The 24,733-nt window shown below is 74.0% G+C and carries 28 protein-coding genes; 19 read left to right on the top strand and 9 right to left on the bottom strand.

The features are described from left to right. Positions 1-34 precede the first annotated feature (34 nt). The gene (locus GA0070216_RS32185; RefSeq protein ID WP_091254209.1) at positions 35-226 is read left to right on the top strand and encodes a hypothetical protein; all 192 of its coding nucleotides are present in this window, start codon (positions 35-37) and stop codon (positions 224-226) included. Here the strand turns inward: GA0070216_RS32185 and GA0070216_RS32180 are convergent. Next, positions 208-771: a DUF4190 domain-containing protein gene (locus GA0070216_RS32180; protein ID WP_091254206.1), complete on the bottom strand. Its 564-nt coding sequence runs from the start codon at positions 769-771 to the stop codon at positions 208-210. The two genes, GA0070216_RS32185 and GA0070216_RS32180, sit on opposite strands and share 19 nt — an antisense overlap. 184 nt (positions 772-955) lie before the next feature. On the opposite strand from GA0070216_RS32180, the gene GA0070216_RS32175 reads away from it, so the two are divergent. Next, positions 956-1,792, top strand: a complete 837-nt coding sequence (locus GA0070216_RS32175) for an SDR family NAD(P)-dependent oxidoreductase (RefSeq protein WP_176739256.1) — start codon at positions 956-958, stop codon at positions 1,790-1,792. Here GA0070216_RS32175 and GA0070216_RS32170 read toward each other — a convergent pair whose 3' ends face one another. From GA0070216_RS32170 to trxA, 4 genes are all read right to left on the bottom strand, one after another. Continuing rightward, complete coding sequence (locus GA0070216_RS32170; protein ID WP_091254201.1) at positions 1,793-2,350, bottom strand: DUF4190 domain-containing protein; 558 nt, start codon at positions 2,348-2,350, stop codon at positions 1,793-1,795. A gap of 113 nt (positions 2,351-2,463) precedes the next feature. After that, entirely contained in the window at positions 2,464-2,871 is a 408-nt protein-coding gene (locus tag GA0070216_RS32165; protein ID WP_091254198.1) for a CoA-binding protein, read from the bottom strand. A gap of 191 nt (positions 2,872-3,062) precedes the next feature. Beyond that, complete coding sequence (locus GA0070216_RS32160; protein WP_091254284.1) at positions 3,063-4,109, bottom strand: Rv2578c family radical SAM protein; 1,047 nt, start codon at positions 4,107-4,109, stop codon at positions 3,063-3,065. Positions 4,110-4,194: 85 nt separating this feature from the next. Then, positions 4,195-4,557 (bottom strand): thioredoxin, encoded by a 363-nt coding sequence (gene trxA, locus GA0070216_RS32155; RefSeq protein WP_091254194.1) that lies wholly within the window; start codon positions 4,555-4,557, stop codon positions 4,195-4,197. 657 nt (positions 4,558-5,214) lie between these two features. Here trxA and GA0070216_RS32150 point away from each other — a divergent pair. The 10 genes from GA0070216_RS32150 to GA0070216_RS32110 all read left to right on the top strand — a co-directional run bounded on the left by GA0070216_RS32150 (position 5,215) and on the right by GA0070216_RS32110 (position 13,070). Then, positions 5,215-5,700, top strand: coding sequence for a hypothetical protein (locus GA0070216_RS32150; RefSeq protein WP_091254282.1), 486 nt, complete (start codon positions 5,215-5,217; stop codon positions 5,698-5,700). 67 nt (positions 5,701-5,767) lie between these two features. Next, positions 5,768-6,391 carry a TrmH family RNA methyltransferase gene (locus GA0070216_RS32145; RefSeq protein ID WP_091254192.1) on the top strand — a complete coding sequence of 208 codons (624 nt, stop codon included), beginning with the start codon at positions 5,768-5,770 and terminating at the stop codon, positions 6,389-6,391. A gap of 98 nt (positions 6,392-6,489) precedes the next feature. Beyond that, positions 6,490-7,251 (top strand): DUF6758 family protein, encoded by a 762-nt coding sequence (locus GA0070216_RS32140; protein WP_342670818.1) that lies wholly within the window; start codon positions 6,490-6,492, stop codon positions 7,249-7,251. A 116-nt stretch (positions 7,252-7,367) separates the two neighbouring features. Further along, complete coding sequence (locus GA0070216_RS34900; RefSeq protein ID WP_165942702.1) at positions 7,368-7,526, top strand: hypothetical protein; 159 nt, start codon at positions 7,368-7,370, stop codon at positions 7,524-7,526. A 6-nt stretch (positions 7,527-7,532) separates the two neighbouring features. Then, positions 7,533-8,399: a PH domain-containing protein gene (locus tag GA0070216_RS32135; RefSeq protein WP_091254189.1), complete on the top strand. Its 867-nt coding sequence runs from the start codon at positions 7,533-7,535 to the stop codon at positions 8,397-8,399. A 103-nt stretch (positions 8,400-8,502) separates the two neighbouring features. Beyond that, positions 8,503-9,300 carry a SigE family RNA polymerase sigma factor gene (locus GA0070216_RS35945; protein WP_245722878.1) on the top strand — a complete coding sequence of 266 codons (798 nt, stop codon included), beginning with the start codon at positions 8,503-8,505 and terminating at the stop codon, positions 9,298-9,300. Further along, positions 9,297-10,550, top strand: coding sequence for a WD40 repeat domain-containing protein (locus GA0070216_RS32125; RefSeq protein WP_091254187.1), 1,254 nt, complete (start codon positions 9,297-9,299; stop codon positions 10,548-10,550). The genes GA0070216_RS35945 and GA0070216_RS32125 overlap by 4 nt, the downstream gene beginning before the upstream one ends. A gap of 35 nt (positions 10,551-10,585) precedes the next feature. Then, a complete protein-coding gene (locus tag GA0070216_RS32120) occupies positions 10,586-11,452 on the top strand; it encodes a PHP domain-containing protein (protein ID WP_091254184.1) in 867 nt (288 codons plus the stop codon). A gap of 40 nt (positions 11,453-11,492) precedes the next feature. After that, positions 11,493-12,107, top strand: coding sequence for a MarC family protein (locus GA0070216_RS32115; protein WP_091254181.1), 615 nt, complete (start codon positions 11,493-11,495; stop codon positions 12,105-12,107). 126 nt (positions 12,108-12,233) lie between these two features. Beyond that, a complete protein-coding gene (locus GA0070216_RS32110; protein ID WP_176739255.1) occupies positions 12,234-13,070 on the top strand; it encodes a RecB family exonuclease in 837 nt (278 codons plus the stop codon). 96 nt (positions 13,071-13,166) lie between these two features. Here GA0070216_RS32110 and GA0070216_RS32105 read toward each other — a convergent pair whose 3' ends face one another. Further along, positions 13,167-14,006: an oxygenase MpaB family protein gene (locus tag GA0070216_RS32105; RefSeq protein ID WP_091254175.1), complete on the bottom strand. Its 840-nt coding sequence runs from the start codon at positions 14,004-14,006 to the stop codon at positions 13,167-13,169. Between the two features lie 233 nt (positions 14,007-14,239). On the opposite strand from GA0070216_RS32105, the gene GA0070216_RS32100 reads away from it, so the two are divergent. Together GA0070216_RS32100 and GA0070216_RS32090 are read left to right on the top strand one after the other, a co-directional pair. Further along, on the top strand, positions 14,240-14,722 hold the full coding sequence (locus GA0070216_RS32100; protein WP_091254172.1) for a DUF2231 domain-containing protein: 483 nt from the start codon (positions 14,240-14,242) through the stop codon (positions 14,720-14,722). Positions 14,723-15,830: 1,108 nt separating this feature from the next. Next, positions 15,831-16,013 (top strand): hypothetical protein, encoded by a 183-nt coding sequence (locus GA0070216_RS32090; RefSeq protein ID WP_091254168.1) that lies wholly within the window; start codon positions 15,831-15,833, stop codon positions 16,011-16,013. A gap of 105 nt (positions 16,014-16,118) precedes the next feature. Here GA0070216_RS32090 and GA0070216_RS35940 read toward each other — a convergent pair whose 3' ends face one another. The 3 genes from GA0070216_RS35940 to GA0070216_RS32075 all read right to left on the bottom strand — a co-directional run bounded on the left by GA0070216_RS35940 (position 16,119) and on the right by GA0070216_RS32075 (position 18,228). After that, positions 16,119-16,817, bottom strand: coding sequence for a flagellar biosynthesis protein FlgA (locus tag GA0070216_RS35940; protein ID WP_245722877.1), 699 nt, complete (start codon positions 16,815-16,817; stop codon positions 16,119-16,121). Positions 16,818-17,099: 282 nt separating this feature from the next. Beyond that, the gene (locus GA0070216_RS32080; RefSeq protein ID WP_091254165.1) at positions 17,100-17,501 is read right to left on the bottom strand and encodes an FmdB family zinc ribbon protein; all 402 of its coding nucleotides are present in this window, start codon (positions 17,499-17,501) and stop codon (positions 17,100-17,102) included. Positions 17,502-17,562: 61 nt separating this feature from the next. Beyond that, positions 17,563-18,228, bottom strand: a complete 666-nt coding sequence (locus GA0070216_RS32075) for a 5-formyltetrahydrofolate cyclo-ligase (protein WP_091254162.1) — start codon at positions 18,226-18,228, stop codon at positions 17,563-17,565. An 85-nt stretch (positions 18,229-18,313) separates the two neighbouring features. Here GA0070216_RS32075 and GA0070216_RS32070 point away from each other — a divergent pair, with 85 nt between their 5' ends. From GA0070216_RS32070 to sepX, 5 genes are all read left to right on the top strand, one after another. Further along, positions 18,314-20,605, top strand: coding sequence for a GGDEF domain-containing protein (locus tag GA0070216_RS32070; RefSeq protein ID WP_176739253.1), 2,292 nt, complete (start codon positions 18,314-18,316; stop codon positions 20,603-20,605). A gap of 9 nt (positions 20,606-20,614) precedes the next feature. Then, on the top strand, positions 20,615-21,616 hold the full coding sequence (locus GA0070216_RS32065) for a UTP--glucose-1-phosphate uridylyltransferase (RefSeq protein WP_091254155.1): 1,002 nt from the start codon (positions 20,615-20,617) through the stop codon (positions 21,614-21,616). Next, positions 21,613-22,905, top strand: coding sequence for a molybdopterin molybdotransferase MoeA (locus tag GA0070216_RS32060; protein ID WP_091254152.1), 1,293 nt, complete (start codon positions 21,613-21,615; stop codon positions 22,903-22,905). Before GA0070216_RS32065 ends, GA0070216_RS32060 begins: the two co-directional genes overlap by 4 nt. Positions 22,906-22,990: 85 nt before the next feature. Further along, positions 22,991-23,599 carry a GNAT family N-acetyltransferase gene (locus tag GA0070216_RS32055; protein WP_091254274.1) on the top strand — a complete coding sequence of 203 codons (609 nt, stop codon included), beginning with the start codon at positions 22,991-22,993 and terminating at the stop codon, positions 23,597-23,599. A gap of 178 nt (positions 23,600-23,777) precedes the next feature. Then, complete coding sequence (gene sepX, locus GA0070216_RS32050) at positions 23,778-24,590, top strand: divisome protein SepX/GlpR (protein WP_176739252.1); 813 nt, start codon at positions 23,778-23,780, stop codon at positions 24,588-24,590. Positions 24,591-24,733 lie beyond the last annotated feature (143 nt).

The following is a 24,733-nucleotide window of genomic DNA, read 5'->3' as shown; positions in this document are numbered from 1 at the left end:
GTCACCAAGCCCCGGGGGCCGTCGAGTTCCCGTCATGTCCAGCGCCGTGCGGGCCATCGACGGGCCGTTCCTCCAGATCCGCGACACCGACGCGTCCTGGCGGTCCCGGCCGGGGGCGGGCCGCCGGGATGACCCGCACCTCGCACGTCACTCCGCCGCAGCAGTGACCGGTGGGGCCGCCCCGGGAACCCGGGGCGGCCCCACCGCTCAGTACGTGGTGCCGTAGCCGGTCGACGACTCCTGGTTGGCCAGCCAGACGAAGAAGACCACCAGGGCGATGGTGGCCAGCACCGCGATGACGGTGGAGATCCAGCCGACGACGATGCCGGCGGTGGCGAAGCCGGCACCGCCCTCTCCCCGCTCCCTGATCTGCTTGCGGGCCACGTGGCCGAGGATCGCGCCGATGACGCCGACATAACCGCCGAGCCCGTAACCGCACAGGCCGATCGCGCCGATGATCGAGACGATCATCGAGGCGATGGCGAGACCGTTCTGTGGTGGCGGGGGCTGGTAACCGCCGTAGCCGGGAAACCCTGCGACCTGCGGGTAACCGGACTGTTGCGGGTAGGCGGCTGCGGCGGCGTACGGGTCGACCGGGCCGGCCTGACCGGGGATGAGCGGCGCACCCGCGTACGGGTCAGCCGGGGCGTACGGGTCCTTGCCGATCGGTTGGGCGGAAATCGGTGGGCCGCTGGCCGGCAGTGTCTGATCGGGCTGGTGGCCCGACCATGCCGGGTCCTGCCAGCCGTCCGAGGGCGGGGGGTAGGTCATTTGATCTTCTCCGTCGCATGTAGGTGCGCCGTCAGGGTAGCCAGGAGGCAACAGTGGTGAGGTCCGCCCGTGGTGGCTCGTTGCCCACGTCGCGCCGAGCGGGCAGGATCGCGGCATGGCTATCGACGCGCGTGGGGCCGACCGATCCGGCAGCCGACCGAGGCGGGACGTGAGCCGTCCCGGCCTGGCCCGGCGTACCCGCGCCGTCAGCGGTGGCAGCGACGCCGGCCAGGACGAGCCGCTGCCGGTGGCCGACCTGGTCACCATGCGGTTGGACGGCCGGGTCGCACTGGTCACCGGCGCGGGCAGCGCGGACGGCATCGGGTACGCGACCGCCCGCCGACTGGCCGACCTGGGCGCCCGGGTGGCGATCGTGTCCACCACCCGGCGGATCCACGAGCGGGCCGGTGAGCTGGGCGTGACCGGCTTCGTCGCCGACCTGACCGACGAGTCCGAGGTCGGCGCGCTGGCCGACGCGGTCGCCGAGCAGCTCGGCGACGTCGAGGTGCTGGTCAACAACGCCGGCCTGGCCAGCCGGGCCAGCCCCGAGGTGCTGCGTCCGGTGGCCCAGCTCAGCTACGACGAGTGGCGCGGCGAGATCGACCGGAACCTGACCACCGTGTTCCTGTGCAGCCGGGCCTTCATCGGCGGAATGGCCGAGCGGGGCTGGGGGCGGATCGTCAACCTGTCGGCGACCGCCGGCCCGGTCAAGGCGCTGCCCACCGAGGCGGCGTACGCGGCGGCCAAGGCCGGGGTGGTCGGGCTGACCCGGGCCTTGGCGATGGAGATGATCGCCGACGGGGTGACGGTGAACGCGGTGGCACCGGGGACGATCTACACGGCGGCGTCCACGATGGCGGAGATCAAGCAGGGGCTGGGCACCCCGGTCGGCCGGCCCGGCACCCCCGACGAGGTGGCCGCCGCGATCAGCTTCCTCTGCTCACCGGCGGCGTCGTACATCACCGGGCAGATGCTGGTGGTGGACGGCGGCAACAGCGTCCGCGAGGCGCAGTTCCGCTGATCAGTAGTCGGTGCCGCTGCTGCCGCTGGCGCCGGCCCACACGACGAGGGCCAGCCAGCCGCAGCAGACGAGCACCCCGATCACGGTGAAGGCATAGCTGAGGACCAGTCCCCAGGTGGCGAGTTGGTCGCCCGCCTCGCCGGTGCGTCGGATCTGCCGCTTCGCCAGATGGCCGAGGACGATGCCGGCCGGGGCGAAGACGAAGGCGAGGACCAGGGACAGGATCGCCAGCACGTTGGTCCCGTCGCCGGCCGGCGGCCCGTACTGCCCGGAGGGCGGGTACGTCGGCTGCCCCCACTGCTGCTGCTCCCACTGCTGTTTGCCCGGAGCCGGCTGCCCCCAGGGCTGTGCGGCGGGGGCCGGCGGTGTCCAGCGCGGCGGCTCGCCCGGTGGCGGCTGTCCCCACTGCGGCGGCTCGGCCGGCTCACCGGATGGTGGCGGTTCGGCCGGGTGTCCCGACGGTGGTGGTTCGGCGGGCTGCGCCCAGGGCGACGGGTCGGGCCGGGGCGGCTCGTACGGTGATGGTGGCTGCTCCGGTTCCTCCGCTGGCGTACTCACGGTGCCCGCCTTCCGCCGCAGGTCAGTGGCCCCTTCTCCTGCGGACGCTACCGGTAGCGGTGCACCTTTTCACCGAGGTTGGGTGGACCGGCCGTGCCGGATCGGCACCGGCCTCAGGCGAGTCGGGAGAGGCCGGCGGCAGCCCGTTCGATGATCAGGCAACGGTCCTCGACGTAGTCCATGCCGGCCTCCTCGGCGATCCGCCGCGCCTCGGCCGAGACGATGCCGAGCTGGAGCCAGACCGCCGGAGCACCGATCGCCGCGGCCTGGCGTACCACCTCCACCGCGTCCCGGGCTGGCCGGAAGACGTCCACCAGGTCCACCGGGTGCGGGATGTCGGCCAGCGAGGCGTACGCCCGCTCACCGAACAACTCGTCCACCGTCGGGTTGACCGGGATGATCCGCCAGCCGTACCGCTGCATATGCGCCGGCACCCGGTGCGCGGCCTTGCCCGGGTCGCGGGACGCGCCCACGACGGCGATCAGGGCGGAGTCGGCGAGGAGCTGCTGTGCGGTCCGCATCCGCCGAGCCTAGCCCTGCCGGTCAGCACCCGCCGCCGAGCGGGGCGCAGCCCGGTCGCCCGGGTGCTCCGGAGTCAGGACCCTCCGCCGGGCGCGGCGTGGAGCCGGGCGTACCCGGCGGGCGTGCCGATGATCTGCTGCATGCCCGCAGGGTAAGGCCGGCTCGCCAGCGGCAGCCCCACCGGTCGTGATCAGAGCAGAGCTAGCTGTTCAGGGGCGGGCGTGGGCGACGGGTCCGGCAGCCTTCGGGTGTCGCCGGGCTCGCCCCGGTGCAGGCCGTGCCGGCGGGCTGCGATCCGCACCCGGGCGGTCAGCTCCCGCTGGTACGCCTGCGGCGGGTAGGCCCCGGACCGGTACAGCTCGCGATAGCGGGGGACCAGGTGGGGGAACTCCCGGCCGAGCCAGTGCGCATACCACTGGCGGGCGCCGGGGCGCAGGTGCAGGGCCAGCGGGGTGACGCCGGTGGCGCCGGCGGCGGCGATCGCCGCGACGGTGGCGTCGATCGACCCGTCGTCGTCGCTGAGGCCGGGCAGGATCGGCGCCATCAGCACCCCCACCTCGAAACCGGCGTCGGTGAGCCGGCGCACCGCGTCGAGCCGGCGGCGCGGGCTCGGGGTGCCGGACTCCACCGCCCGCCACAGCGCCTCGTCGACGAAGCCCACCGAGAACGAGAGGCTGACCCGGGTGGCCTCGGCGGCCTGTCGGAGCAGCGGCAGGTCGCGCAGGATCAGGGTGCCCTTGGTGAGGATGGAGAACGGGTTGGCGAAGTCGCGCAGCGCCTCGATGACCGGCGGCAGCAGCCGGTAACGGCCCTCGGCCCGTTGGTAGCAGTCGACGTTGGTGCCCATGGCGATGGCCGCGCCACGCCAGCGTGGGGCGGCCAGCTCACGGCGGACCAACTCCCCGGCGTTGACCTTGACGATCACCTTGCGATCGAAGTCCGCCCCGGCGTCGAGGTCGAGATAGGTGTGGGAGTTGCGCGCGAAGCAGTAGACACAGGCGTGGGTGCAGCCCCGGTAGGGGTTGATCGTCCAGCTGAACGGCACCCGGGACTCACCCGGCACCCGGTTGATGATCGACTTGGCCTGCACCTCGTAGAAGGTCATGCCGGCGAAGTCGGGGGTGTCGAAGGTGCGGACGATCGCTCCGGGCAGCGCCAGCGGCAGGGGTGGCGTCGCTGGCGCTGCCCGGTCGGGATGCTCCTCGTCCGGGGGAGCGGAGAGGTGATCCCAGCGCATGCCGTTCATTCGAACATGTGTGCGACTGGAACGCAAGTGACGCGACGGTGGCCGGGCCCCGTGGGCCCGGCCACCGTCGCGGTGCTCAGTGCTGGTGGTTGGCCAGCTGCTTGCGTACGTCGTCCATGTCGAGGGCCTGGACCTGCTCGATCAGGTTCTCCAGGGCCGACTCGGGCAGCGCGCCCGGCTGGGCGAAGACGATCACGCCGTCCCGGATCGCCATGATCGTCGGGATGGAGCGGATGTCGAACTTGGCGCCCAACTCCTGCTGTGCCTCGGTGTCGACCTTGCCAAAGGTGATCTCCGGGTGCTTCTCCGACGAACGTTCGTAGACCGGGGCGAACCGCTTACACGGACCACACCACTCGGCCCAGAAGTCGACCAGCACGATGCCGCTGCTCTCGGTCACCTCGTCGAAGTTGGCCGTGGTCAGCTCAACGGTTGCCATTGGACTCTCCGATCAGCGCGGATTGCTTTTTCGTCCGGTAGAACCAGGTGGTACCCCGGCAAATTCCCGGGTGGCGGACGCCGAAACCGGCGTGGGCGGGAGGGCGCGATCATGCTCATCGAACCGGGTCGGTCGATGCGCGCGTGCGGACTGCACTTGCATGACGCATTTGCGTGACCGCCCGTGATGGGAGCGTTTCCAGGGAGATCGCCGCCCGGACCAGCAGACACGCGTCGATTTATGTCCTGACGAGGTGCTACTTCACCCGCAGAGATCGCTCTCTCGATGATCCTTAGTGACTCTGAGTATTGTTACGAAAAGATAAATGTGACCTCCGTCTCTGTCCGTTCATCGCTTCGGTGGGGCAGAATCTTCGACATCAGAGCGTGGGCGGCGGGTGCCGGGGAGGGCCCCGCCGCTCATTGCGTCTCCCCCCGGGTGGAGCCGGATGCGACATTTTCGCGTCGTCCATGCCCCGGCATCTCCTTAACCAGCGGTAAGGCATGCGGGGCCGCACTCCGTCGCCACCCGCTGAAGGCGACAAGATGTGGTGGGGCCGTTACTGCCACCGCCTGCTGCGTGGCGCGTCCGGGCCCGACCTGAGCGACCCTGCCCTGTCGCCCGTCCGGTCGGCCTATGCTGGCGGCGGAGGTCCTGATGAGCCACTCCCTCGCCGGAGAGCCGCCCTCTGCCGGGCGGCGTGCCGCACCGTTGACCACCGCCGCTTACTCCGCCGCCGAGTGGGGCCTGCTCACCACCCTGCCCGGTCGGGTGCTGGTAGCCGCCGCCTCCGCCGGTCCCGGTCGCCCGGCGCGGGACGTCGCGGCCGGACTCGTCGGACTGGACGCGGTAGCCGCCGGCCGGGCCTCCGACAGTGACCTGGTCCGCGCCGTGGTCGCGGCGATCTACGCCCGGCACGACAACGCGGCCGCCCCGACCGGTGGGCTCGGCAACCTGGCGGACCTGCCACCGGCCTGCCGGGCCGCCGTGCGGGTGCTGCGCCGACGGGCCGACCCGGCCGACTCCGCCGCGTACCGGCAGTGGGTGGAGTCGGTCGCGGTGCGGGTCTGCCGGAGCGCTGCCCCGGACCCGGCCGGCCGCCGGTTCCTGGACCGTCTCGGTGGGGCCCTGGACCTGCGCTGACCGGAGTGCGGCGTGGGCCGGGGTGGCGTGCGGCGGCGTCGGCGGTGGGCCGTACCCTCTGGGAATCGTGACCGAGGACCAGCTTGACGTGGGTGTCGGGCCGTGGGTCGGCGACCTGCCGGACGACCCGCGCTACGACCCGGAACTGCTCGCCGCGGGTGACCGGCGCAACGTGGTGGACCGCTACCGCTACTGGCGGCGGGAGGCCGTCGTGGCCGACCTGGACGAGCGGCGGCACGACTTCCACGTGGCCATCGAGAACTGGCAGCACGACTTCAACATCGGCACGGTGGTCCGCAACGCCAACGCCTTCCTCGCCGCCGAGGTGCACATCGTCGGGTTGCGGCGGTGGAACCGGCGGGGCGCGATGGTGACCGACCGGTACCAGCACGTCCGGCACCACCCGACGATCGGGGAGTTCGTCGGGTGGGCCGCCGGGCACGACCTGCCGGTGGTCGGCATCGACAACCTGCCCGGCTCCCGGCCGCTGGAGACCACCACCCTGCCCCGGCGCTGCGTGCTGCTCTTCGGCCAGGAGGGTCCCGGCCTCTCCGACGCCGCCCGGGCCGCCTGTGACCAGCTCTTCTCGATCGCCCAGTACGGCTCGACCCGGTCGATCAACGCCGGGGTGGCCAGCGGCATCGCCATGCACGCCTGGGTCCGCGCCCACGCCACCGACCCGCCGGTGTGACCCACCCCCGCCTCCTGGACCCCTGAAACAACTCGGCCCTCAGGCGCGGAGACCTGCCAGTGTCTCCGCAGGCCGGGGCGGCTGGTGGGGCGGAAAAGGTGGCGGCGCGCCGGTGGGGTCGGCTTGACGGACCGGCACCGGGGGGCCACGGTGGGGATGTGAGTGTCGTGGTGAGTTGTCCGAGGTGTGCGGGTCAGGTGCGCCCACCGGACCTGATGCACGGTGAGTCGCGCTGCGTCCGGTGCGGGCCGGTCGCCCCGCTGCACGTGCCCGAGCACATCGACGCCGGGATCGTGGCGAGCGTGGTGGACCGGGTGGCCGCCGAGGGCGGCCCGGAGCGGCCCGCGCTGCCGCTGTGGTGCCCGTGGCCGCTGCCGGCCGGCTGGACGGTGACCGGGGTGGCCTGGGCCGGTGACGAGGCCGGTGGCGTCCGCGCCACCGCCGTCGCGTGTGCCGGGCCGGCACCGCTCGGAGGTGGACCGGCCGAGCTGGTCCTGGTGGCCGAGGAGCCCGGGGTCGGACTGGGCACCCGGTTCGCCGGGGTGGCCGGCCCGGACCCCGGTCCAGAGTTGACGGAGGTGCTGGCCGGGCCGGGTCCCGGCCCTGGTCATCCCGAGCACGTGGAGCCGGCGCGGATCAGGGTCGGTGGCCATCCGACTCCACTGTGGCTCATCAATTCGGCCACGGATCGAAGCGCGTACGCCGGTGAGGCTCGGGGAATGTGGCTTCATGCGATAGCCTGGCCGGCGAGCGCGGGTCACCTCCTCGCGGAAGATGTCGTCCTGCACGACCTCACCGAGTGGACTCCGCCCGAGCTCGTGTACGGCGCACCGTCCCCGTACCTGCACGGAGGGGCCTGACGGCCCTCCGGGTGAGTCGGAGATGGGACGCAGATATTCACGCTACGACATCATGCTGATACTCTGGGTGCCGCTGCGGTAAACGGACCCGGCGCCGCGCGAGAGGATGGCCCGCTATGGTCAAGAAGGTCCTCACCTGGGCCGGTATCGCATTCTTGATCTTCTTCGTTGCCTACCGGCCAAACTCGGCAGCGGATGTCTTCAAGTCTCTCGGCGGTGGCATCGTGGACATTGCCCAGGGCTTCGGCGACTTCTTCACCAGCCTCGTCGCCTAGCCAGCGATGGGCAGCCCCTCCGGACCCCCGTTCGACCCGGACGATCCCGGCCGGGACCGCCGGGAGCGGGACACCGAGCCCATCCCGAGATACCGGCCCGACGACGGGCCGGGCTACGGGTCCGGTGCGGGACTCTCCAACGGACCGTCCTTCTCGGACGACGCCGGTTACGGCGACGGCCCGGCCTACGCCGGCGAGGGGCGTTCCTGGAACCGTGATCCGGAGGCGGGCCACCAGCAGCCGGTCATCTCCGAGGAGGAGCTGTCCGGCCTGCGGTCCGACGCCCAGGGCATGGCCCCCCGCCGGGTGCTCCCGCTGGAGGACGAGCCCAGTTCGCTGGTCGCCCGCTACCTCTTCCCCACCGAACGCTACCGGGGCGAGTGGAAGCGGCACTGGATCCACCTCACCACCCCGATCATCGTCGGCGTGGCGGCCACCTTCGTGCTCGGCTACCTCTCCGGCTTCCTCGCCGGGCAGGACGTCGGCGCCCTCACCACCATCGCGGTGCTCCTCTGGTTCGCGGTGATGGGCTGGGTCGCCTGGAAGGTCGCCGACTGGTGGTATGACCGGTTCATCCTGACCAACAAGCGGGTCATGGTGGTCAACGGCATCATCACGCGCAAGGTCGCCATGATGCCGCTGGCCCGGGTCACCGACATGAAGTACGAGCAGACCCCGACCGGCCGGGCCCTCAACTACGGCACCTTCGTGCTGGAGTCCGCCGGCCAGGAGCAGGCGCTGCGGGAGATCAAGAACCTGCCCAACCCGAACGAGCTCTACCTGCGGGTGGTCGAGGAGATGTACGAGCCGCAGGCGGTCGAGGCCCGGTTGGGCAAGGAGGCCGACGAGGCCAAGGCCGACGACGGCGCCTGAGATCTGTCGTCCGTCCGTCGGGCGAACTGCACACCTTTCGCCGTCGACCGGGTGGTGTCCGGTGTGACAGCCTGCCAGGCGGGACGGCGTGCGGAGGTGAGCGGTGGCCGACCGGGACCCCCTGGAGGACGAGTTCCGCGACTTCGTCGCGGCGCGCTCCAGCGCCCTGCTGCGTACCGCCTACCTGCTCGCCGGGGACTGGGCCACCGCAGAGGACCTGCTCCAGACCGCGCTGACCAAGACGTATCTGGCCTGGCGGCGGCTGGGCGGGATCGAGGCGGTCGAGCCGTACGCCCGGCGGGTGCTGGTCAACACGTCCACCAGCTGGTGGCGGCGACGGTGGCACGGTGAGCGTCCCACGGAGGTGCTGCCCGAGCGGGCCGGCGTGGACGAGATCGCCCAGCAGCTCGACCGGGACGCGCTCTGGCGGCACCTACGGGCGTTACCCGCCCGGCAGCGCGCCGTGCTGGTGCTGCGCTACTACGAGGACCTGTCGGAGGCCCAGACGGCGGCCCTGCTGGAGATCTCCCCCGGCACAGTGAAGAGCCAGACGTCCCGCGCCCTGGCCACCCTGCGCCGCCGGCTCGGGGCGGAGGCGCTGCTCGACCTCGCCCCCGAGCCGGCCACGACCACCCGTCCGGCTCCCGCCAGCCGCCCGCCATCGTCCGGCCGCGCCTCCGGCAGCACCCGGGCACCCGCACCGGGCACGTCGGGCGATCCCACGCCGGAGCACAGCGGGGCTGCCCCGGCCGGGGCAATCCCGCTGCGGGCGGGTGCGGCGCGGGCCGGTGCGGCGCGCGTCGTACCCGGGGAACGGGCGAGTGGCCCGGCGGCGATCCGGCCGGTGGGCGCGGGCGTCCGGCCGATTCCGACCACACCGCTCGCTGCGGAGACCCGATGAGCCCCTCACCGTCCCGGCCCGGCAACCAGACCGACGGGCCCGAGCGTCCATTCCTGGTGACGCACGACGAAGAGCTGGAGCGGGCACTGCGGGAGACCCTCTCCCAGCGGGTCGCCGTGCCCCACCGGCTGCCCGTCGACCCGGCCGGGCTGGCGCTCGGGCGGGCCCGGCGGGCGCGACGCCGGCGCACGGTCGCCGGGCTCACGCTGGCCAGCGTCGTGACCGCCCTGGCGGCCGGTGGGATGACCCAGCTGGGTGGGCAGGCGGACCGTCCCACCACCCCCACCGTGGTGCTCGGCGACCCGCGTGGGGTGGTCACCCTGTCCGCCGGCCCGGTCGCGCCCGACCCGGCGGACCGGCCGACCCCGGGCGAGGTCGACCTGGTCGTGGCCGGTGTCCTGGTCACCGCCACCGGCCAGCGGTACGAGCTGGGTGTCGGGCCGGTCGAACGCGCGCAACGACTGCCCGACCACGGTGGCTGGCTGCTGACCGGGGCGGTCACTGCTGCCGGCCGTACCCTCTGGGTGGTGCCCTCGGGCGGCGAACCGCGGGCGTTGCTCGCCGGGGCCGAGGAGATCGTGCTGTCGCCGGACGGCCGGCAGGTGGTCTGGCGCGACGACGGCCGGCTCTTCGCCGCCGGGATCGTGGCCGGTCAGCTCATCGCTTCCGTGGCCGGACCAGCCGTCGACGCGGTCCCGGTCCGGGTCGTCGGCGACCGGGTCCTGCTGCGGGCCGCCGCCGAGGGCGGTCACCTGTGGTGGCGGTGGACCCCGGCGGCACCGCCCGGTGTCGTCGCGCCGAACGTTCTCAAGGTCTACGGGGCCCGGCCGGACGGCCGGTTGGTCGCCGGGGTGCGGGTCGGCGGCCGGAACTGCCTGGCCCTGCTCGACACCGACCTGACCCCGGCCGTCACCCGGTGCGACACGACCCCCGCCGCCGACGGCCGGGGCGCGGTCTCCCCCGACGGACGCTGGTTGCTGGTCAACGGTCGACTCGCCGGATCGGACGGCGCCATCCTGGTCGACCTGGCCGAGCTGACCGGCACCGCCCCGCCACCGCGCAACGCCGGCCCGGTGATCGGCGGCGAGGTGGTCTGGACGGACACCCGGCACGCGGCGTACGTGGACCGCGACGGTGCCCTGGCCCGGTTGCGCCCCGACGAGGTGCTGGCGGGGAAACCGGCCACCCCGACCCCGGTGGCCGGGGTCGGCGACGGCGTCCGACCGGTGGTGGTGGCCGGCACCGGGTGATCCGCACGCCCCGCACGGCCCGGTAGCGTCGGGCTATGCCCGCGCGCCCGCTGATCGACCTGCACGCCCACTCCACCGCCAGCGACGGCACGCTCGGCCCGGCCGAGCTGGTCCGGGCCGCCGCCGACGCCGGACTGGCCGTCGTGGCGATCACCGACCACGACACCACTGCCGGGTGGGCGCCGGCGGTCGACGCGTTGCCCCCCGGGCTCAGCCTGGTCCGGGGCGCGGAACTGTCCTGCCGCTGGCACGGCGCCGCACCGGCGCTGCCGCTGCACCTGCTGGCGTACCTGTTCGACCCGGACCACCCCGAGCTGGTCGCCGAGCTGGCCCGGGTGCGACAGGCCCGGGAGGTACGCGGGGAACGGATCGTGGCGCTGCTGCGGGCCGACGGGGTCGACGTGAGCTGGCCGGAGATCCTGGCCGCCGCCGACGGCGGGACGGTCGGCCGGCCGCACATCGCCGCCGCGCTGATCCGGGCCGGCCTGGTCGCCACCACCACCGAGGCGTTCGGCCGGGACTGGTTGGGGGAGCGGTACCGGCTGCCCAAGGACGACATCGACGTGTTCCGGGCCGTCGCCCTGGTCCGCGCGGCCGGGGGTGTGCCGGTGTTCGCCCACCCCCGGGCCAGCCGGCGGGGGCGGATCGTCCCGGACGCGCTGATCGCCGAGCTGGCCGGGGTGGGGCTGGCCGGGCTGGAGGCCGACCACGAGGACCACACGCCCGCCGAGGCGGCGCACGTCCGGCGGCTCGCCACCGACCTGGGCCTGCTGGTCACCGGCTCGTCGGACTTCCACGGCAGCCACAAGAGCGTCCGGCTGGGGGCGCACACCACCGCGCCGGAGGCGTACGAGCGGATCGTCGAGGCGTCCTCCGGAGTGACCGGCGTCGCTTCCGGGTGATCCGCGTTCCGCCTGCCAGCGGCACCGCTACCCTCGTCCGGTGGATCTCAAGCTCTTCGGTGAGGTCTTCGTGACCCTGCTGGTCATCGTCGACCCGCCGGGCATGATGCCGATCTTCCTCGCCCTGACCGGCCCGCTGCCGGCCCGTGACCGCAACCGGGCCGCCTGGCAGGCGGTCGCGTTGGCGCTCGGCGTCATCGTGGTCTTCGCCGTCGCCGGCCAGACCCTCCTCGCCTACCTGCACGTCGACCTGCCGGCGTTGCAGGCGGCCGGCGGCCTGCTGCTGATCCTGGTCGCGCTGGAACTGCTCACCGGCAAGGCCGACGACCCCAGCCAGCAGGCCACCTCCAACATCGCCCTGGTGCCGCTGGGCACCCCGCTGCTGGCCGGCCCCGGCGCGATCGTGGCGACCATGCTGTTCGTGCAGCAGGCCGACGGGATCGGACAGGTCTCGGCGATCGCCGCCGCGATCGTCGCGGTGATGCTGGCGGTCTGGGTGGTGCTGCGCTTCTCCGGCGGAATCGTCAAGATCCTCCGACCGGGCGGCATCGAGGTGCTGACCCGGATCGCCGGCCTGCTGCTGGCCGCCATCGCCGTGCAGCTCATCGCCGACGCGGTGGCCGCCTTCGTCACCCAGTACGTGAACATGACCTGAGCCGCCCGTCGTGCCGCCGCCGGGCTGTCACACCGGGCTGGCAGGATCTGGGGGGTGCGACGAGCCTCCTCCGCCGGTACCCCCCGGCCCCGCTCCGGCCAACCCGAACAGCTCGGCTTCGCCGGGATGCCCGAACGGCTCTTCACCTGCACACCCAGCAAACTCGGCGCGTACGCCGACTGCCCCCGGCGCTACCGCTACGCCTACCTGGACCGGCCCGCCCCGCCGAAGGGGCCGCCATGGGCGCACAACTCGCTCGGCGCGAGCGTGCACACCGCCCTGAAGAACTGGTATGCGCTGCCCGTCGACCGTCGGCGTCCCGAGGCGCTGCCGGCCCTGCTCAAGGGCACCTGGGTCCGGGAGGGCTACCGCGACGACGAGCAGGAGCGGGCGGCCTACCAGCGGGCGCTCGGCTGGCTGGAGGGGTACGTCGCGACCCTCGACCCCGGCGACGACCCGCTGGGCGTGGAACGGGTGGTCGCCGTCAAGACCGCCGTGCTGGCCTTCAACGGGCGGGCCGACCGGATCGACTCCCGCCCCGGCCCGGACGGCCCCGAGCTGGTCATCGTCGACTACAAGACCGGCCGCACCGGGCTGGACGCCGACGACGCGCGCGGCTCCCAGGCGCTCGCCCTCTACGCGTACGCCGCCGAGCGGACGTTCCGCCGGCCGTGCCGCCGGGTCGAGCTGCACCACCTGCCGACCGGCACCGTCGCCGGGCACGACCACAGCGTCGAGTCGCTGAACCGCCAGCTCAGCCGGGCCGAGGACACCGCCCGGGACATCATGGCCGCCGAGCGGTCGGTCACCGACGGCGTCGACCCGGACGAGGCGTTCCCCACCGTGGCCGGGCCCCGCTGCGGCTGGTGCGACTACCGGCGTACCTGCCCCGTGGGCGCACAGACGCCCGGCCGTGAGCCGTGGTCGGCGATCGACCGCCCCGCCACTCCGGTGGTCGACTGACCGGGTCCCGGGCCGTCAGGGGCAGGTGCCACCCGGGTGACCGCCCCGGCTCGGGGGTGACGAACCTGCCTCGGCGGGGTGGGGCGAGACCTCGGTTCAGGCGGCGGCGCGGTCCTTGCCCGCCTGCCGGATCGGGCTCTCCCGCCAGTTGCGGGGCAGCGCCGCCAGGGTGAGCCGCAGCGCCCGTACGCTCAGGTCGGCGGAGAGCGCGGTGGTGGGCAGCCCCAGGCCGCCGTACAACCGCAGCGCCCACGGGGGCAGCAGCCCGAGCGCCGTGCCGGCCACCCCGAAGTACGCCCAGCGCGGTGGGCCCAGGCTCAGCCCGAGCCGGGCCGGTCGGCTGAGCTTCCACGGAATCGGCGGGGCGGTCAGGAACAGGGCGGTCTCGGCCGCCGCCTTCGTCATCCGCAGCTCCGGCCGGACCGCCCGGTAGTAGTCGGCCACCTCGGCGGCGCTGCCGGGCACCTCGGCCGGATCCAGCCCGACAAGTGCGGCGGCCCGCCGCTGCTCGGCGTAGTACCCGTCCACCTCGGCGTCGGTCAGCGACAGGCCGGCCCGGCGGGCGGTGCCGACGAACGACTCGGCCCCGGTGACGTGCACCCAGCGCAGCAGATCCGGCTCGTCGATCCGGAACCGCTCCCCGGTGAACGGGTCGGTGGCGCGCAGCCGGGCGTGCATGGCCCGCAGCCGCCGACCGGCCGTCTCGGCCTCGGCGGTGGTGCCGAAGAAGACCGTGTCGAGGTACGTGCCGGTGCGGACCAGCCGCCCCCAGGCGTCCGACCGGTAGTTGCTGTTCTGGGCCACGCCGGCCATCGCCCGGGGGTGCAGGGCCTGAAGGTAGAGGGAACGCAGGCCGGCGACGATCAGGATCGGTTCGTCGTGCACCTTCCAGGTGACCGAACCGGGACCGAAGAGGCCGAGATCGTCGTTGTCCACCCGTCAACAGTGCCATGCCCGACGTCGTGCCGCCGTCGGTCGCCCGGTCGGGATCATCGGGGTCGGCCGGTGGCGTGGCAGCATCGGGACCGCCGGGGCCCAGGTGGCGGCCGGGATGAATCGCGGTGAACCGGACCGTCCGCCACCGCGTGTACGCGTACGGGTAGACGCTGCGACAGCAAGCTGGACGTACGCTGTCTGCCGCAACCCGCATTCCACGCTCGGAGGTGTCGGTGTTCAAGGAGATCAACGGTCTGCCAGGTCACGTCCTGGTGGTCCATGCCGTGGTGGTCTTCGTTCCCCTGCTCGCGCTGTTGGCCAGCGCGTACGGGCTGATGCCGCGTTGGCGGCCGCGCCTCGACTGGGCGGTGGCCATCCTGGCCGTGATCACCCCGGTCCTCGCCTGGGTGGCGACGGAGTCGGGGGAGGCGTTCGAGGAGGCGCTGAAGGCGAAGGGCTACTCGCCCGAGCTGCTCGCCAAGATCCATGAGCACTCCGAGTACGGCGACAGGCTGCTCTGGTTCAGCCTCGGGCTGGCCGTGGCGGCGCTGTTGCTGCTGGCGGTGACCAGCAACCGGGTGCGTACCCCGAACCTGCCCGCGTGGGCATCCTGGGTGCTGACCGCGATCATCGTGGTGCTGTCGGTGTTGGCGATCGTCTACGTCTATCTCACCGGGGACAGCGGGGCCGCCTCGGTGTGGAGCAACACGTTCTGACCGGTCGCCTACGGTGCTGACCGGCCGCTAGCTGTGCTGACCGGCCGGCCCGTGTGCTGGCCGGCGGCGGTCGGCTGGTCAGCACACGGACCGGATCGTGCATCGGCGCGTCCGGCGTGCGGGTGCGCCTCTGGACGTCCGGCGGCTGGTCAGAACAGTGCCCGGGAGCAGAGCAGGCAGAGCAGCAACAGCAACACGATGCCGATGACCGCGCCGACGCTCCAGGTGACCCGCTGGGCCCGCTGCTCCGCCGCGTCCATCGCCTCCATGTCCTGTGCCGGCAAAGTGCGGGCCGGAGTCGCTTCCAGGTGAACCGGGGGACGCCAGCCCGGCGGTGGTGGTGTGGTGGGCGGCGGTCCGGCGTAACCGCCCGGCACCGACCATCCCGATCTCGTCCCCGGTGCGGCGGTGCCCGCTGCCGGGGTGGCCGGGGTCCTCCCCGAGGTCGACGTGCCCGCCCTCGGCGGGGCGGACCCACCGGACAGCTCAGCGGACGGCAGGCCGCCAGGAGGGCTGGAGGGCCGACCGGACGGCAGGCCGGGTGCCGGCGCGTTGACCGGGCTGGCCCAGGGCGAGGGCTGTGGCGGTGTCCTGCCCTCGACTCCCGCGCCGGCCTCAACCCCGGCCCCGGTCCCGGCTTCGGTCCCGGCCCCGGTCCCGGCTTCGGTCCCGGTCCCGGCCCCGGCTTCGGTCCCGGTCCCGGCTTCGGCCCTGGTCCCGGCCTGGGTTCCGGCGCTGGTCTCGGTCCCGGCTGCGGGTGCGGCGTCGGTGGCGGCGGGAGTTTCGTTCGGGCGGTCCGAGGCGCGCGACCCGTCGGTGGTGGTGTGCGGGTGCGCCGGGGTCGACGGGTTGGTGGCGTCCGTGGGGACGGCCGGGCGCATCGGGGGTGGCGGTCCGGTGGGTGAGGGGGCGGGTGGCGGTGCGGGTGGGCGTCGCCAGTACTCATCGTCGGGGCTGGCACCGCGGGGCGTCGTCACGCCGTCCGACGCTACCAACGCGGCGACCCGTCAGCGGCCCGACGCGGCCGGCCCTTGCCGGGGGAGGCCCGGCAGTCGGCTGACGTGGTGGTGCGCGGCAAGCGGGCGGTCCGCGGGTAGTCTTGCCGCTCGTGAGCACCGAGGACCTGGTCGGCAGTGGCGTGCCCGGCGATGACGACCGCACGGTCGACCTCAGCGACGATTTCGTGGTGCTGCCCGAGCAGACCGCCGACGACACCGACTCCGGGTGGGGTGAGCGCCGGGACGGCAACGATGACTGGTTGCTCGCCGAACGCCCTCCGCACTGGAGTTGACCACCGTCGGCGGGCGGGCGGTAGGTCGACAAGATTCGCTCTTGGGTGGCGACGCGGCGGTGTCCGGGTGGGCGCGATACCGCTGTCCCGGCCCACAAGAGTGGATCATCCTCGGATGACGACGCTGAATCGGCTGCCCTCCGGCTGCCCGACGGACCGCTGCGCCTGATCGGGCCGGACCGCCAGGTAGAGCGCGGACGAGCCGTCGCCGACCCCGGCACCCACCACGTCGAGCACCAGGGCGTCGGCGGCCAGCAGAACGGGCGCACCGGCGCTGCGTCCGGCAGGCGACACGAGAAGGTCGACCCGGGCGCCGGGGCGCAGGACCGCGAGGGCGGCCGGTTCGGCCAGGCGTACCGGCACTCCCACGAAGCCACTCGGCAGTGGCAGCGCGACCGGGGCACCCCCACCGGCGGGCCGGTCGATCTCCTCCGCACCGGCCCGGTTGCCGCCTGCTGCACCCGGGACAGCGGTCCCGCCGGCACCTCGCGGTGCCGTCCGACCGTTCGGTGTGCCGGGAGCGTGGCCCGGCTGGCCACCTGCGGCAGACCCGGCCATGGTCCCGGTCGGGCGGGTGGGACAGCCCGCCGGGTGGGACGCGGCGGTGGGAGGTCCGGCGGTGCCGAGGGCCACGGCGGGCGGCGGAGCGCCGGTGGGGCAGCCCGACGGATTGTCCATGACGATCACCGCCAGCCCCAGCAGGACGGTCACCAACGCCGCCCGGAGCAGGGTCCCCCCACCGGGGCGGCGCGGCCAGTGGAACGGTCGCAGTGAACCTTCGCCCTTCATGCCACCGGCCGCCATGACGACACCCTCCGCCGCTCGCCGGATGCCCCGGCGGCACCCCCCGCTCAGCAGGCTAGGCAGTAACCCCCCTACCCCACGACCCCCCACGCCCACCCCCTGTGGACAACACCCTCCCTGTGGAAAACCCCACCCACCCACCCACCCACCCACCCACCCACCCACCCCCACCCCACCCTCAGCGGAGTGATCAAGAGATTTGCGTCATCCGGCCGACGGCGGATGACGCAAACCTCTTGATCAACAAATGCAGGTGGGTGGGAGAGGGGGAGGGGGGCGGGATTAGGGGGAGGTGGTGGTGGAGGACTTGGTGGGGCTGGACGAACCGCCGCTGGGCGAGCCTGACGAGCCGGACTTGGAGGTAGAGGGGGAGCCGGGGGAGGACGAGCCGGGGGTCGAGGACCCGCCTGAGCCCGACGACGAGCCGGAGCCCGAGGAGTCCCCACCGGAGGAGGTGCCCTCCGACTTCGTCGGCTTCGCCGCGCCACCCTTGCCCTCGGTGCCCGAGGCCCGGGAGTCGGTGCGATAGAAGCCGGAGCCCTTGAACACGACACCGACCGAGTTGAAGACCTTGCGCAGCCGCCCCTCGCATGCGGGGCACTCGGTCAGCGGCTCGTCCGAGAACGACTGCACCGCCTCGAGTTGGTGGCCGCACGCGGTGCAGGCGTACTGGTACGTGGGCACGTTCTCCTCCGGATCTGGTCCAGTCGATTGGCACTCGACGTATTCGAGTGCCAATGGTGCGTCATCGGACCCGGGTTCGTCCAGCGGGGGTGTGGCGATCGTCATCCGGGTCGACGGGGAGCGGCCGCAGGCCGTCCGACGGGGTGAGCACCGCAGCGACCGGACGGTCATGGGGCTGGGTGGGCAGGGCGGTGAGCAGTTCGCCGTCGTGCAACAGCGCCACGGTCAGGGTGGCGGCCGGCACCCGCGCCAGCGCCCGGTCGTAGGAACCGCCACCCCGGCCCAGTCGTAGACCACGCCGGTCCACCGCCAGCGCGGGCACCACCACCAGGGTGGCCCCGACGATCGCCGTCCGGCCGCGCCGGGGGCCGTCCGGCTCGCGCATGCCCCGGCCGGCGGCGACCAGGGTGCCCGGACCGGCGTACGACGCCCAGTCCAGGTCGAGGTCGTCGCGGAGCACGGGCAGCAGCAGCTCCGCCCCGGCCGGCAGCGCGGCCCGGAGCACCTCGGGCAGGTCGGGGCCGCCCGGCTCGGAGCCGACCGGGACGTACCCGGTCATCGTGGCCGGCCGCAGGCGGCGTACCAGCTCGGTCAGCCCGGCCTGGACGCGCGTCGCAGCGGCGGCCCGCTGGGGTGCGGTGAGCGCCCGGCGGCGGGCGAGCAGCGCGGCGCGCGTCTCGCGTTTGGCCGCATGGGCGACTTCCGCCTGATCAGAAAAATCGGGCACGCAACACTCCTGACGCAACGCTGTCGAACTGGTCGCTCTGTGTCAGCATCGCAGGAACGGGCCTGGAACTTCCGGGGGGACAGCGTTGACGCTACGCGGGCGGTTGACGGCAGCCTTCCTCACGGTGGTGCTCGGTCCGGTGCTGCTCGGCGCGGTCTTCGTCGGCACCACCCTGTCGGCGGTGGACCGCAGCCGGTCCGCCGAACGGCTCGGCCTGGCCGCGTCCGCCGTCCGTACCTCGATCGATGCGCTCTGCCAGCAGTTGCGGGCGGCCGCCGACGCGGTGGCCCTGCGTCCCGACCCGGCGACCCGGGCGGGCGCGGCCGGCCAGGTGGTCAGCCGAGGGCTGGCCACCGCCGTGCTGGTCACCGACGTGGCCGGCGGCACCACGTACGCCACCCCGGGTGGGCCGGTGACCCCGTGGCAGGACTGCGCGGGCCCCCGGACCGGCGGACCGGTCCGGGCGCTCAGCGCCCGGGTGGACCTGCGCGACCCGGCGGGCACGCCGCTCGGCGCGGTGGCCGCCGCCGAGGTGGTCGACCCGGCGTTCATGGCCCGGTTGGCCGCCGCGACCGGCGTCGCGGTCACCCTCCTCGACGACACCGCCGGCACCGACCGGATCACCCACACCACCGAGGGCGGTCGGGTACGCGATGCGGTGCTCGCCGCCGCCGGCGCGGTCGACGGCGACCGGGTCACCGCGACCCCGGACGGTCGCTACGTCCGGCGGCTCCGGCCGGCCCCCGGGCAACCGTTGCCCCTGGTCCTCTCCGTGGCCGGTGAGCGACCGTCGGGCCTGCCGGCCGCCTTGGTCGGCGCGGTGCTGCTCGCCGCCGCGCTGGCCGTGCTGACCGCGTGGCGACTGGCCCGGGTCACCACCCGGCCGTTGGTGGAGTTGGCCGGTGCGGTGGACCGGGTGGCCCGGGGCGACCTGACCGCCCGGGTGCCGGTGCGCAGCCGGGACGAGATCGGCCGGCTCGCCGCCGCCTTCAACCGGATGACCCGGGAGACCGCCGGGTACGTGACCGCGTTGACCAGCAGCCGGGATCAGTTGCGGGGCCATCTCGGGGTGCTCGGTGACACCCTGGCCAGCACCCACGACCTGCAGCGCATCCTGCGGGTGATCCTGCACAGCGCCATCGCGGCGACCGGGGCGCGGGCCGGGGCGGTGCTGCTGCGCGACGACGCCGGAGTGCTCGTCGGGCAGTGCGCCGAGGGGCTGGCCGGGCGCTGCCCGCCGGGCACCGAGCCGGAGGAGCTGCGGGTGCCGGTCGGTACGGGGGTGGTCGGTCTGGTCGCCGCCACCGGTGAACCGCAGCGGGGCCGGGTCCCGCCGGGCCCGACGCCGACCGGTGAGCCGTGGTGCGAGACGTACGTGGCGGTGCCGTTCACCGCACCCGGTGGGGCCGGTGCGGACCCTCCCGGCCGGGACCCGGCGGTCGGCGTGCTGGTCCTCTACGACCGGCTCGGCGTCGGTGAGTTCGACGACGACGACCTGGCGACCCTGCGGACCTTCGCCGGGCACGCGGCGGTGGCGGTGGAGAACGTCCGGGTGCACGAGGAGGCGCAGCGGTTGTCGCTGACCGACCCGTTGACCGGGCTGTGGAACTACCGTTACCTGCGCGAGTCGTTGCGCCGGGAGGTGGAGCGGGCCAGCCGGTTCGGTCGGATGCTCAGCATTCTCGTCCTCGACCTGGACCGCTTCAAGATCGTCAACGACAGTTACGGGCATGCCGCCGGGGATGCCGTGCTCGCCGAGTTCGCCCGCCGGGTCCGGGGCGAGATCCGCGAGGTGGATCTGGCCTTCCGGCAGGGCGGCGAGGAGTTCGTGGTGCTGCTGCCGGAGACCGACGCCCCGGGCGCGGCGACCGTCGCCGAGCGGCTGGGCGCGGCCGTGCGGGACACCCCGGTCGTGGTCGCCGGGCACGCGGGCATCCTGACCACGATCGCGGTGTCGGTCTCCATCGGCATCGCCGTCTATCCGGATCACGCCAGCACCGGTGCGGAGGTGCTGGACGCCGCCGACGAGGCGTTGTACGCGGCCAAGGGCGCCGGCCGCGACGGCTACCGGGTGGCGACCGCGCGGCACCGACCGACGCCGGTCGCGGACGGTGCGGTCGAGGAGATCGGCGTACCGTCGGGGGCGACCAGCCCGGCCGACGGCCTGCCCCGCGCCGGCCCGCCCACCGACCGGCCCTCCATCGACGAGCCGTCCGCCCACCGTCCGCCCCCCGATCGGGCTCCCGCCGACGACCTGTCGACCGACCTGTCGATCGACGGGCCGACGGGTCGGCACGCCGTCGGTGCTCCCGGTGTGACGCAGCCGGGCGGCGCGTCTTGCGGTCCTCACCCGCCGCGGCAGAGCCGTGGCCGATAGTCTCGCGGCATGTCGGAGCACTCAGCGAACCCCTCATCGACCACCGCGACCGGTCGTGCCCGTGCGGTCAAGGCCGTCATTCCGGCCGCCGGCCTGGCCACCCGGTTCCTGCCGGCCACCAAGGCGGTGCCCAAGGAACTGCTGCCGGTGATCGACCGGCCGGTGCTCCAGTACATCGTCGAGGAGGCGGCCCAGGCCGGCATCGGTGACGTGCTCCTGATCACCGGTCGGGGCAAGACGTCGATGGTGGACCACTTCGACCGTCGCCCCGACCTGGAGGCCCGGCTGGAGGCCAAGGGTGATGCCGAGCGGCTGGCCGCGGTGAAGCGCCCCAGCGAGCTGGCCGAGATCTACACCTGCCGGCAGCCCGAGCAGCTCGGTCTCGGCCACGCCGTCGGGTACGCCGAGTCGCACGTCGGCGACCAGCCCTTCGCGGTGCTCCTCGGCGACGAGTTCGTCAAGCCGTCCGAGCCGCTGCTGCCGGCCATGTTGGAGCTACAGGCCCGCACCGGCGGGGTGGTGCTGGCGTTCTTCGAGGTCGACCCGGCCGAGACCAAGCGGTACGGCATCGCCTCGGTCGCGCCGGCCGAGGCCGAGCTGACCGACATCGGCGAGGTCGTGCGGGTCACCGGCATGGTGGAGAAGCCCCAGCCGGAGGACGCCCCGAGCAACCTGGCCGTCCTCGGCCGGTACGTCCTGCCGGGGCGGATCTTCGACGCGATCCGGCGTACCGAGCCGGGCAGTGGCGGGGAGATCCAGCTGACCGACGCGATGGAGCTGCTGCGCAGCGAGGGCGTGCCGGTGCACGCGATCGTCTACCGGGGCACCCGCTACGACACCGGCATGCCGCTGGGCTACCTCCAGACAGTCGTGCAGATCGCCGTCGAGCGGGAGGACCTCGGCGGTGAGTTCCGCGCCTGGCTGACCGAGTTCGTCAACAACGGCGACGAGACTGTCACCGCGGCGATCCTCAACGGGGTACGCGACACGGCGGGCGGCTCCGGTACATGACCTCGACGGCCGACGCCGAGGCGGCCGCGAACGAGTTGACGCCGCTCGCCGACTACCTGGGCAGCGTGCTGCGCAGGTTGCGCGCGCTGCCTCCGCTCGACCTCGACCTCACCCAGGCATACGGCAACGTCCTCGCCTCGGACGTCGTCGCCCCGCACTCGTTCCCCGCCTTCGACCAGGCGGCGGTGGACGGGTACGCCGCGCGCTGGGAGGACCTCGTCGGGTACGGCCCGGTGCCCTCGGGCGGGCCGGGCCGTGCGGTACGGCTCAACGTGGTCGGTGACCTGGGCGCGGCGAGCTGGCGGCCGGTCCGGCTCACCCCCGGCTCGTGCTTCTCGGTGGCCGCCGGTGCGCCGATGCCGATCGCCGCCGACGTGGTGGTGCCGGTGGAGTGGACCGACCAGGGCATGGCCGCGGTGGAGATCTTCCGCACCCCCAAGCGTGGGTACGGCGTCCGCCGCGCCGGTGAGGAGTTGCCCGCCGGCACCGTCCTCGCCCGCGCCGGCACGTACGTCGCCCCGGCACTGGTGGCCGTCTTCGCCGCCACCGGCATCGGACACGTGGTGGTCCGGCCCAGCCCCCGGGTGGTGATCGTGGCCACCGGCGACGAACTCGTCGACGTGGGCCGGGGCAGCCAGCCCGGTCAGGTGGTGGACGCCAACTCGCACGCGTTGACCGCCGCCGCCGCCGAGGTGGGCGCGTTGGCGTACCGGGTGGGGATCTGCGACGACGACCCGGAGGGGTTGCGCGGCCTGTTGGAGGACCAGACCCTGCGGGCCGATCTGATCATCACCACCGGCGGCACCGGTACCGGCCCCGGCGACATGGTCCGGCGGATCCTGTCCCGCCGGGAGGGCGGCCGGGCCGGGCCGGTGACGTTCACCGATGTGGCGCTGTACCCGGGCACGGCGTTGGGGTTCGGTACCGTCGGGGCCGAGGAGGTGCCGGTGGTGTGTCTTCCCGGTGAGCCCGGTGCGGCGCTGATCGGCTTCGAGGTGCTGGCCCGCCCGGCGATCCAGCTGCTGGCCGGCGCGGAGCCGGTGTTCCGGCCGAGCGTACGGGCGCACCTGTTGGAGACCATCTCGTCGCCCGGTGGGCTGCGCGAGTTCCGGCCCGCGCACGTGGCCGAGCGGCGCGGCGGGGGTTACACGGTGCAGCCGCTCAGCGGTGGGCCGTACACCCTCTCCGGGTTGGCCGAGGCGAACGGGCTGATGGTGCTCGGTGAGCGGGTCACCACCGCGGCGGCCGGCTCCACCGTGGACGTGTTGCTGCTGGACCGACGGCGGTGAGCCGGCGCGGGTCGGCCGTGGCCCCGGGCGCGGACGGGAGGTCGGCGCGGTGAGCTGGTTCGGGCGGGTGCCGGGGTGGCCGGTGATGCTGATGGACGGTCCGGTGGTGCTGCGACCGTACCGGCGCAACGACGCCACCGCCTGGTCGGCGGTGCGCCGGGCGAACCGGGCCTGGCTGGCGCCCTGGGAGTCGCACCTGCCCGGCAGTTGGGACGAGACGAACTCGCCGGCCGCCTTCCGGTACGTGCACGCCGACCAGCGGCGTTCGGCGCGTACCGGTGAGGGGATGCCGTTCGCGGTCTGCCTGCGCGAGGACGGGCAGGAGCGGCTGGTCGGGCACCTGAACGTGGGCAGCATCGTCCGGCGGGCGTTCTGTTCCGGGTACGTCGGCTACTGGGTGGACTCCCGGGTGGCCGGTCGCGGGGTGATCCCGACCGCGATGGCGCTCGCGGTCGACCACGCGTTCGGCCCGGGTGGACTGCACCGGGTGGAGGTGAACATCCGGCCGGAGAACAAGCCGTCCCGGCGGGTGGTGGAGAAGCTGGGCTTCCGTGAGGAGGCGTACCACGTGCGCTACATGCACATCGACGGGGCCTGGCGGGACCATATCGGATACGCGCTGACCAGCGAGGAGGTGGCCGCCGAGGGTGGCCTGCTGGCCCGCTGGCACCGGATGCGTCACGAGGCCGGGTGAGTCGTCCCACGGATGGGATCCGGCGCGGCGTGTCGGCATCCCGGTCGGTGGCCCGTAACCTCAAGTAACTGCAAGCTGCGGCAAGCGCTGCCCGGCCGCAGGATCTGCGCCCAGGACGGGTTTACGGGAAAGATCTTGCTGTCGATCGGCGGTTGTCCCGAATTCGGTGACGGGAGGGGTGAGGGTGCCGACCTCGGTGCTCCTCGCCGTCCTCGCCGCTGCCGGTCTGCTCGCCCTCGCGCCGGCGCTGGTTCGTCGGTACGACGCCACCGAGCGGCTGGTGGCGGAGCGGGCGCAGTCGACGGCGCGGGTGCTCCAGCGCCGTCGGCGGCGGCGTACTGTCCCCGGCCGGCGACCGGTCAACCAGCCCCGGGCGCTGGTGGTCACCCTCGCCGAGGATGCCGCCACCGGAAATCTCGCCGCCCCGGTCTCCGCACCGCCGGCCGCCGGCCGCCGCGCCGCCCCGTTGGCGTCCGCCCGCCGTTCCGGCCGGCTGCGCGCCGTGCCGCCCGCCCTCCGCCAGGCCCGCCGCCGGCCGCCCCGGCACCACACCCCGGCCGTCTACCGGCGGCGTCGGGTGCTCGCCGCGCTGCTGCTGCTCAACTTCGTCGAGCTGGTCGGCGTGATCGTGGTCAGCCCCGGCTTCTGGATCAGCTTCTCGGTCACCGCCGGTCTGCTCGTCGTGTACGTCGTACACCTGCGGCGACGGGCGCTGGCCGAGCGCCGTAAGCGGCGGCTGCGGGCCCGGGAGGCGGCCTGGCTGGCCGCCCGGCAGGCCGAGGTGCGCCGCGAACAGGCCCGTCGGGCGGCGGCCCGTCGGGAGGCGCAGCGCCGTCTGGCCGCCCAACGCGAGGCGGTACGCCGCACGGCGATGGGCCTCGACCGGCCGACCGACCTGCCTGCGGCGGCCAGCGGGGGCGGCTCGGTGTCCTACCGCCGCTCCGGTGGCCTGCGCGGACGCCCCTACCAGTCCGGCCGCGACCCCCGCTGATCCCCGCGGGCCCCGCCCCCGCCCCCGATCCCCGCGGGCCCCGCCCCCGATCCCCGCGGGCCCCGCCCCCGCCCCCGATCCCCGCGGGCCCCGCCCCCGCCCCCGATCCCCGCGGGCCCCGCCCCCGCCCCCGATCCCCGCGG

This window comes from Micromonospora matsumotoense (assembly GCF_900091525.1).
GTDB lineage: Bacteria > Actinomycetota > Actinomycetes > Mycobacteriales > Micromonosporaceae > Micromonospora > Micromonospora matsumotoensis.
The sequence above is the reverse complement of the archived record's forward strand: the minus strand, read 5'-3'. Positions and strand labels throughout refer to the sequence as shown.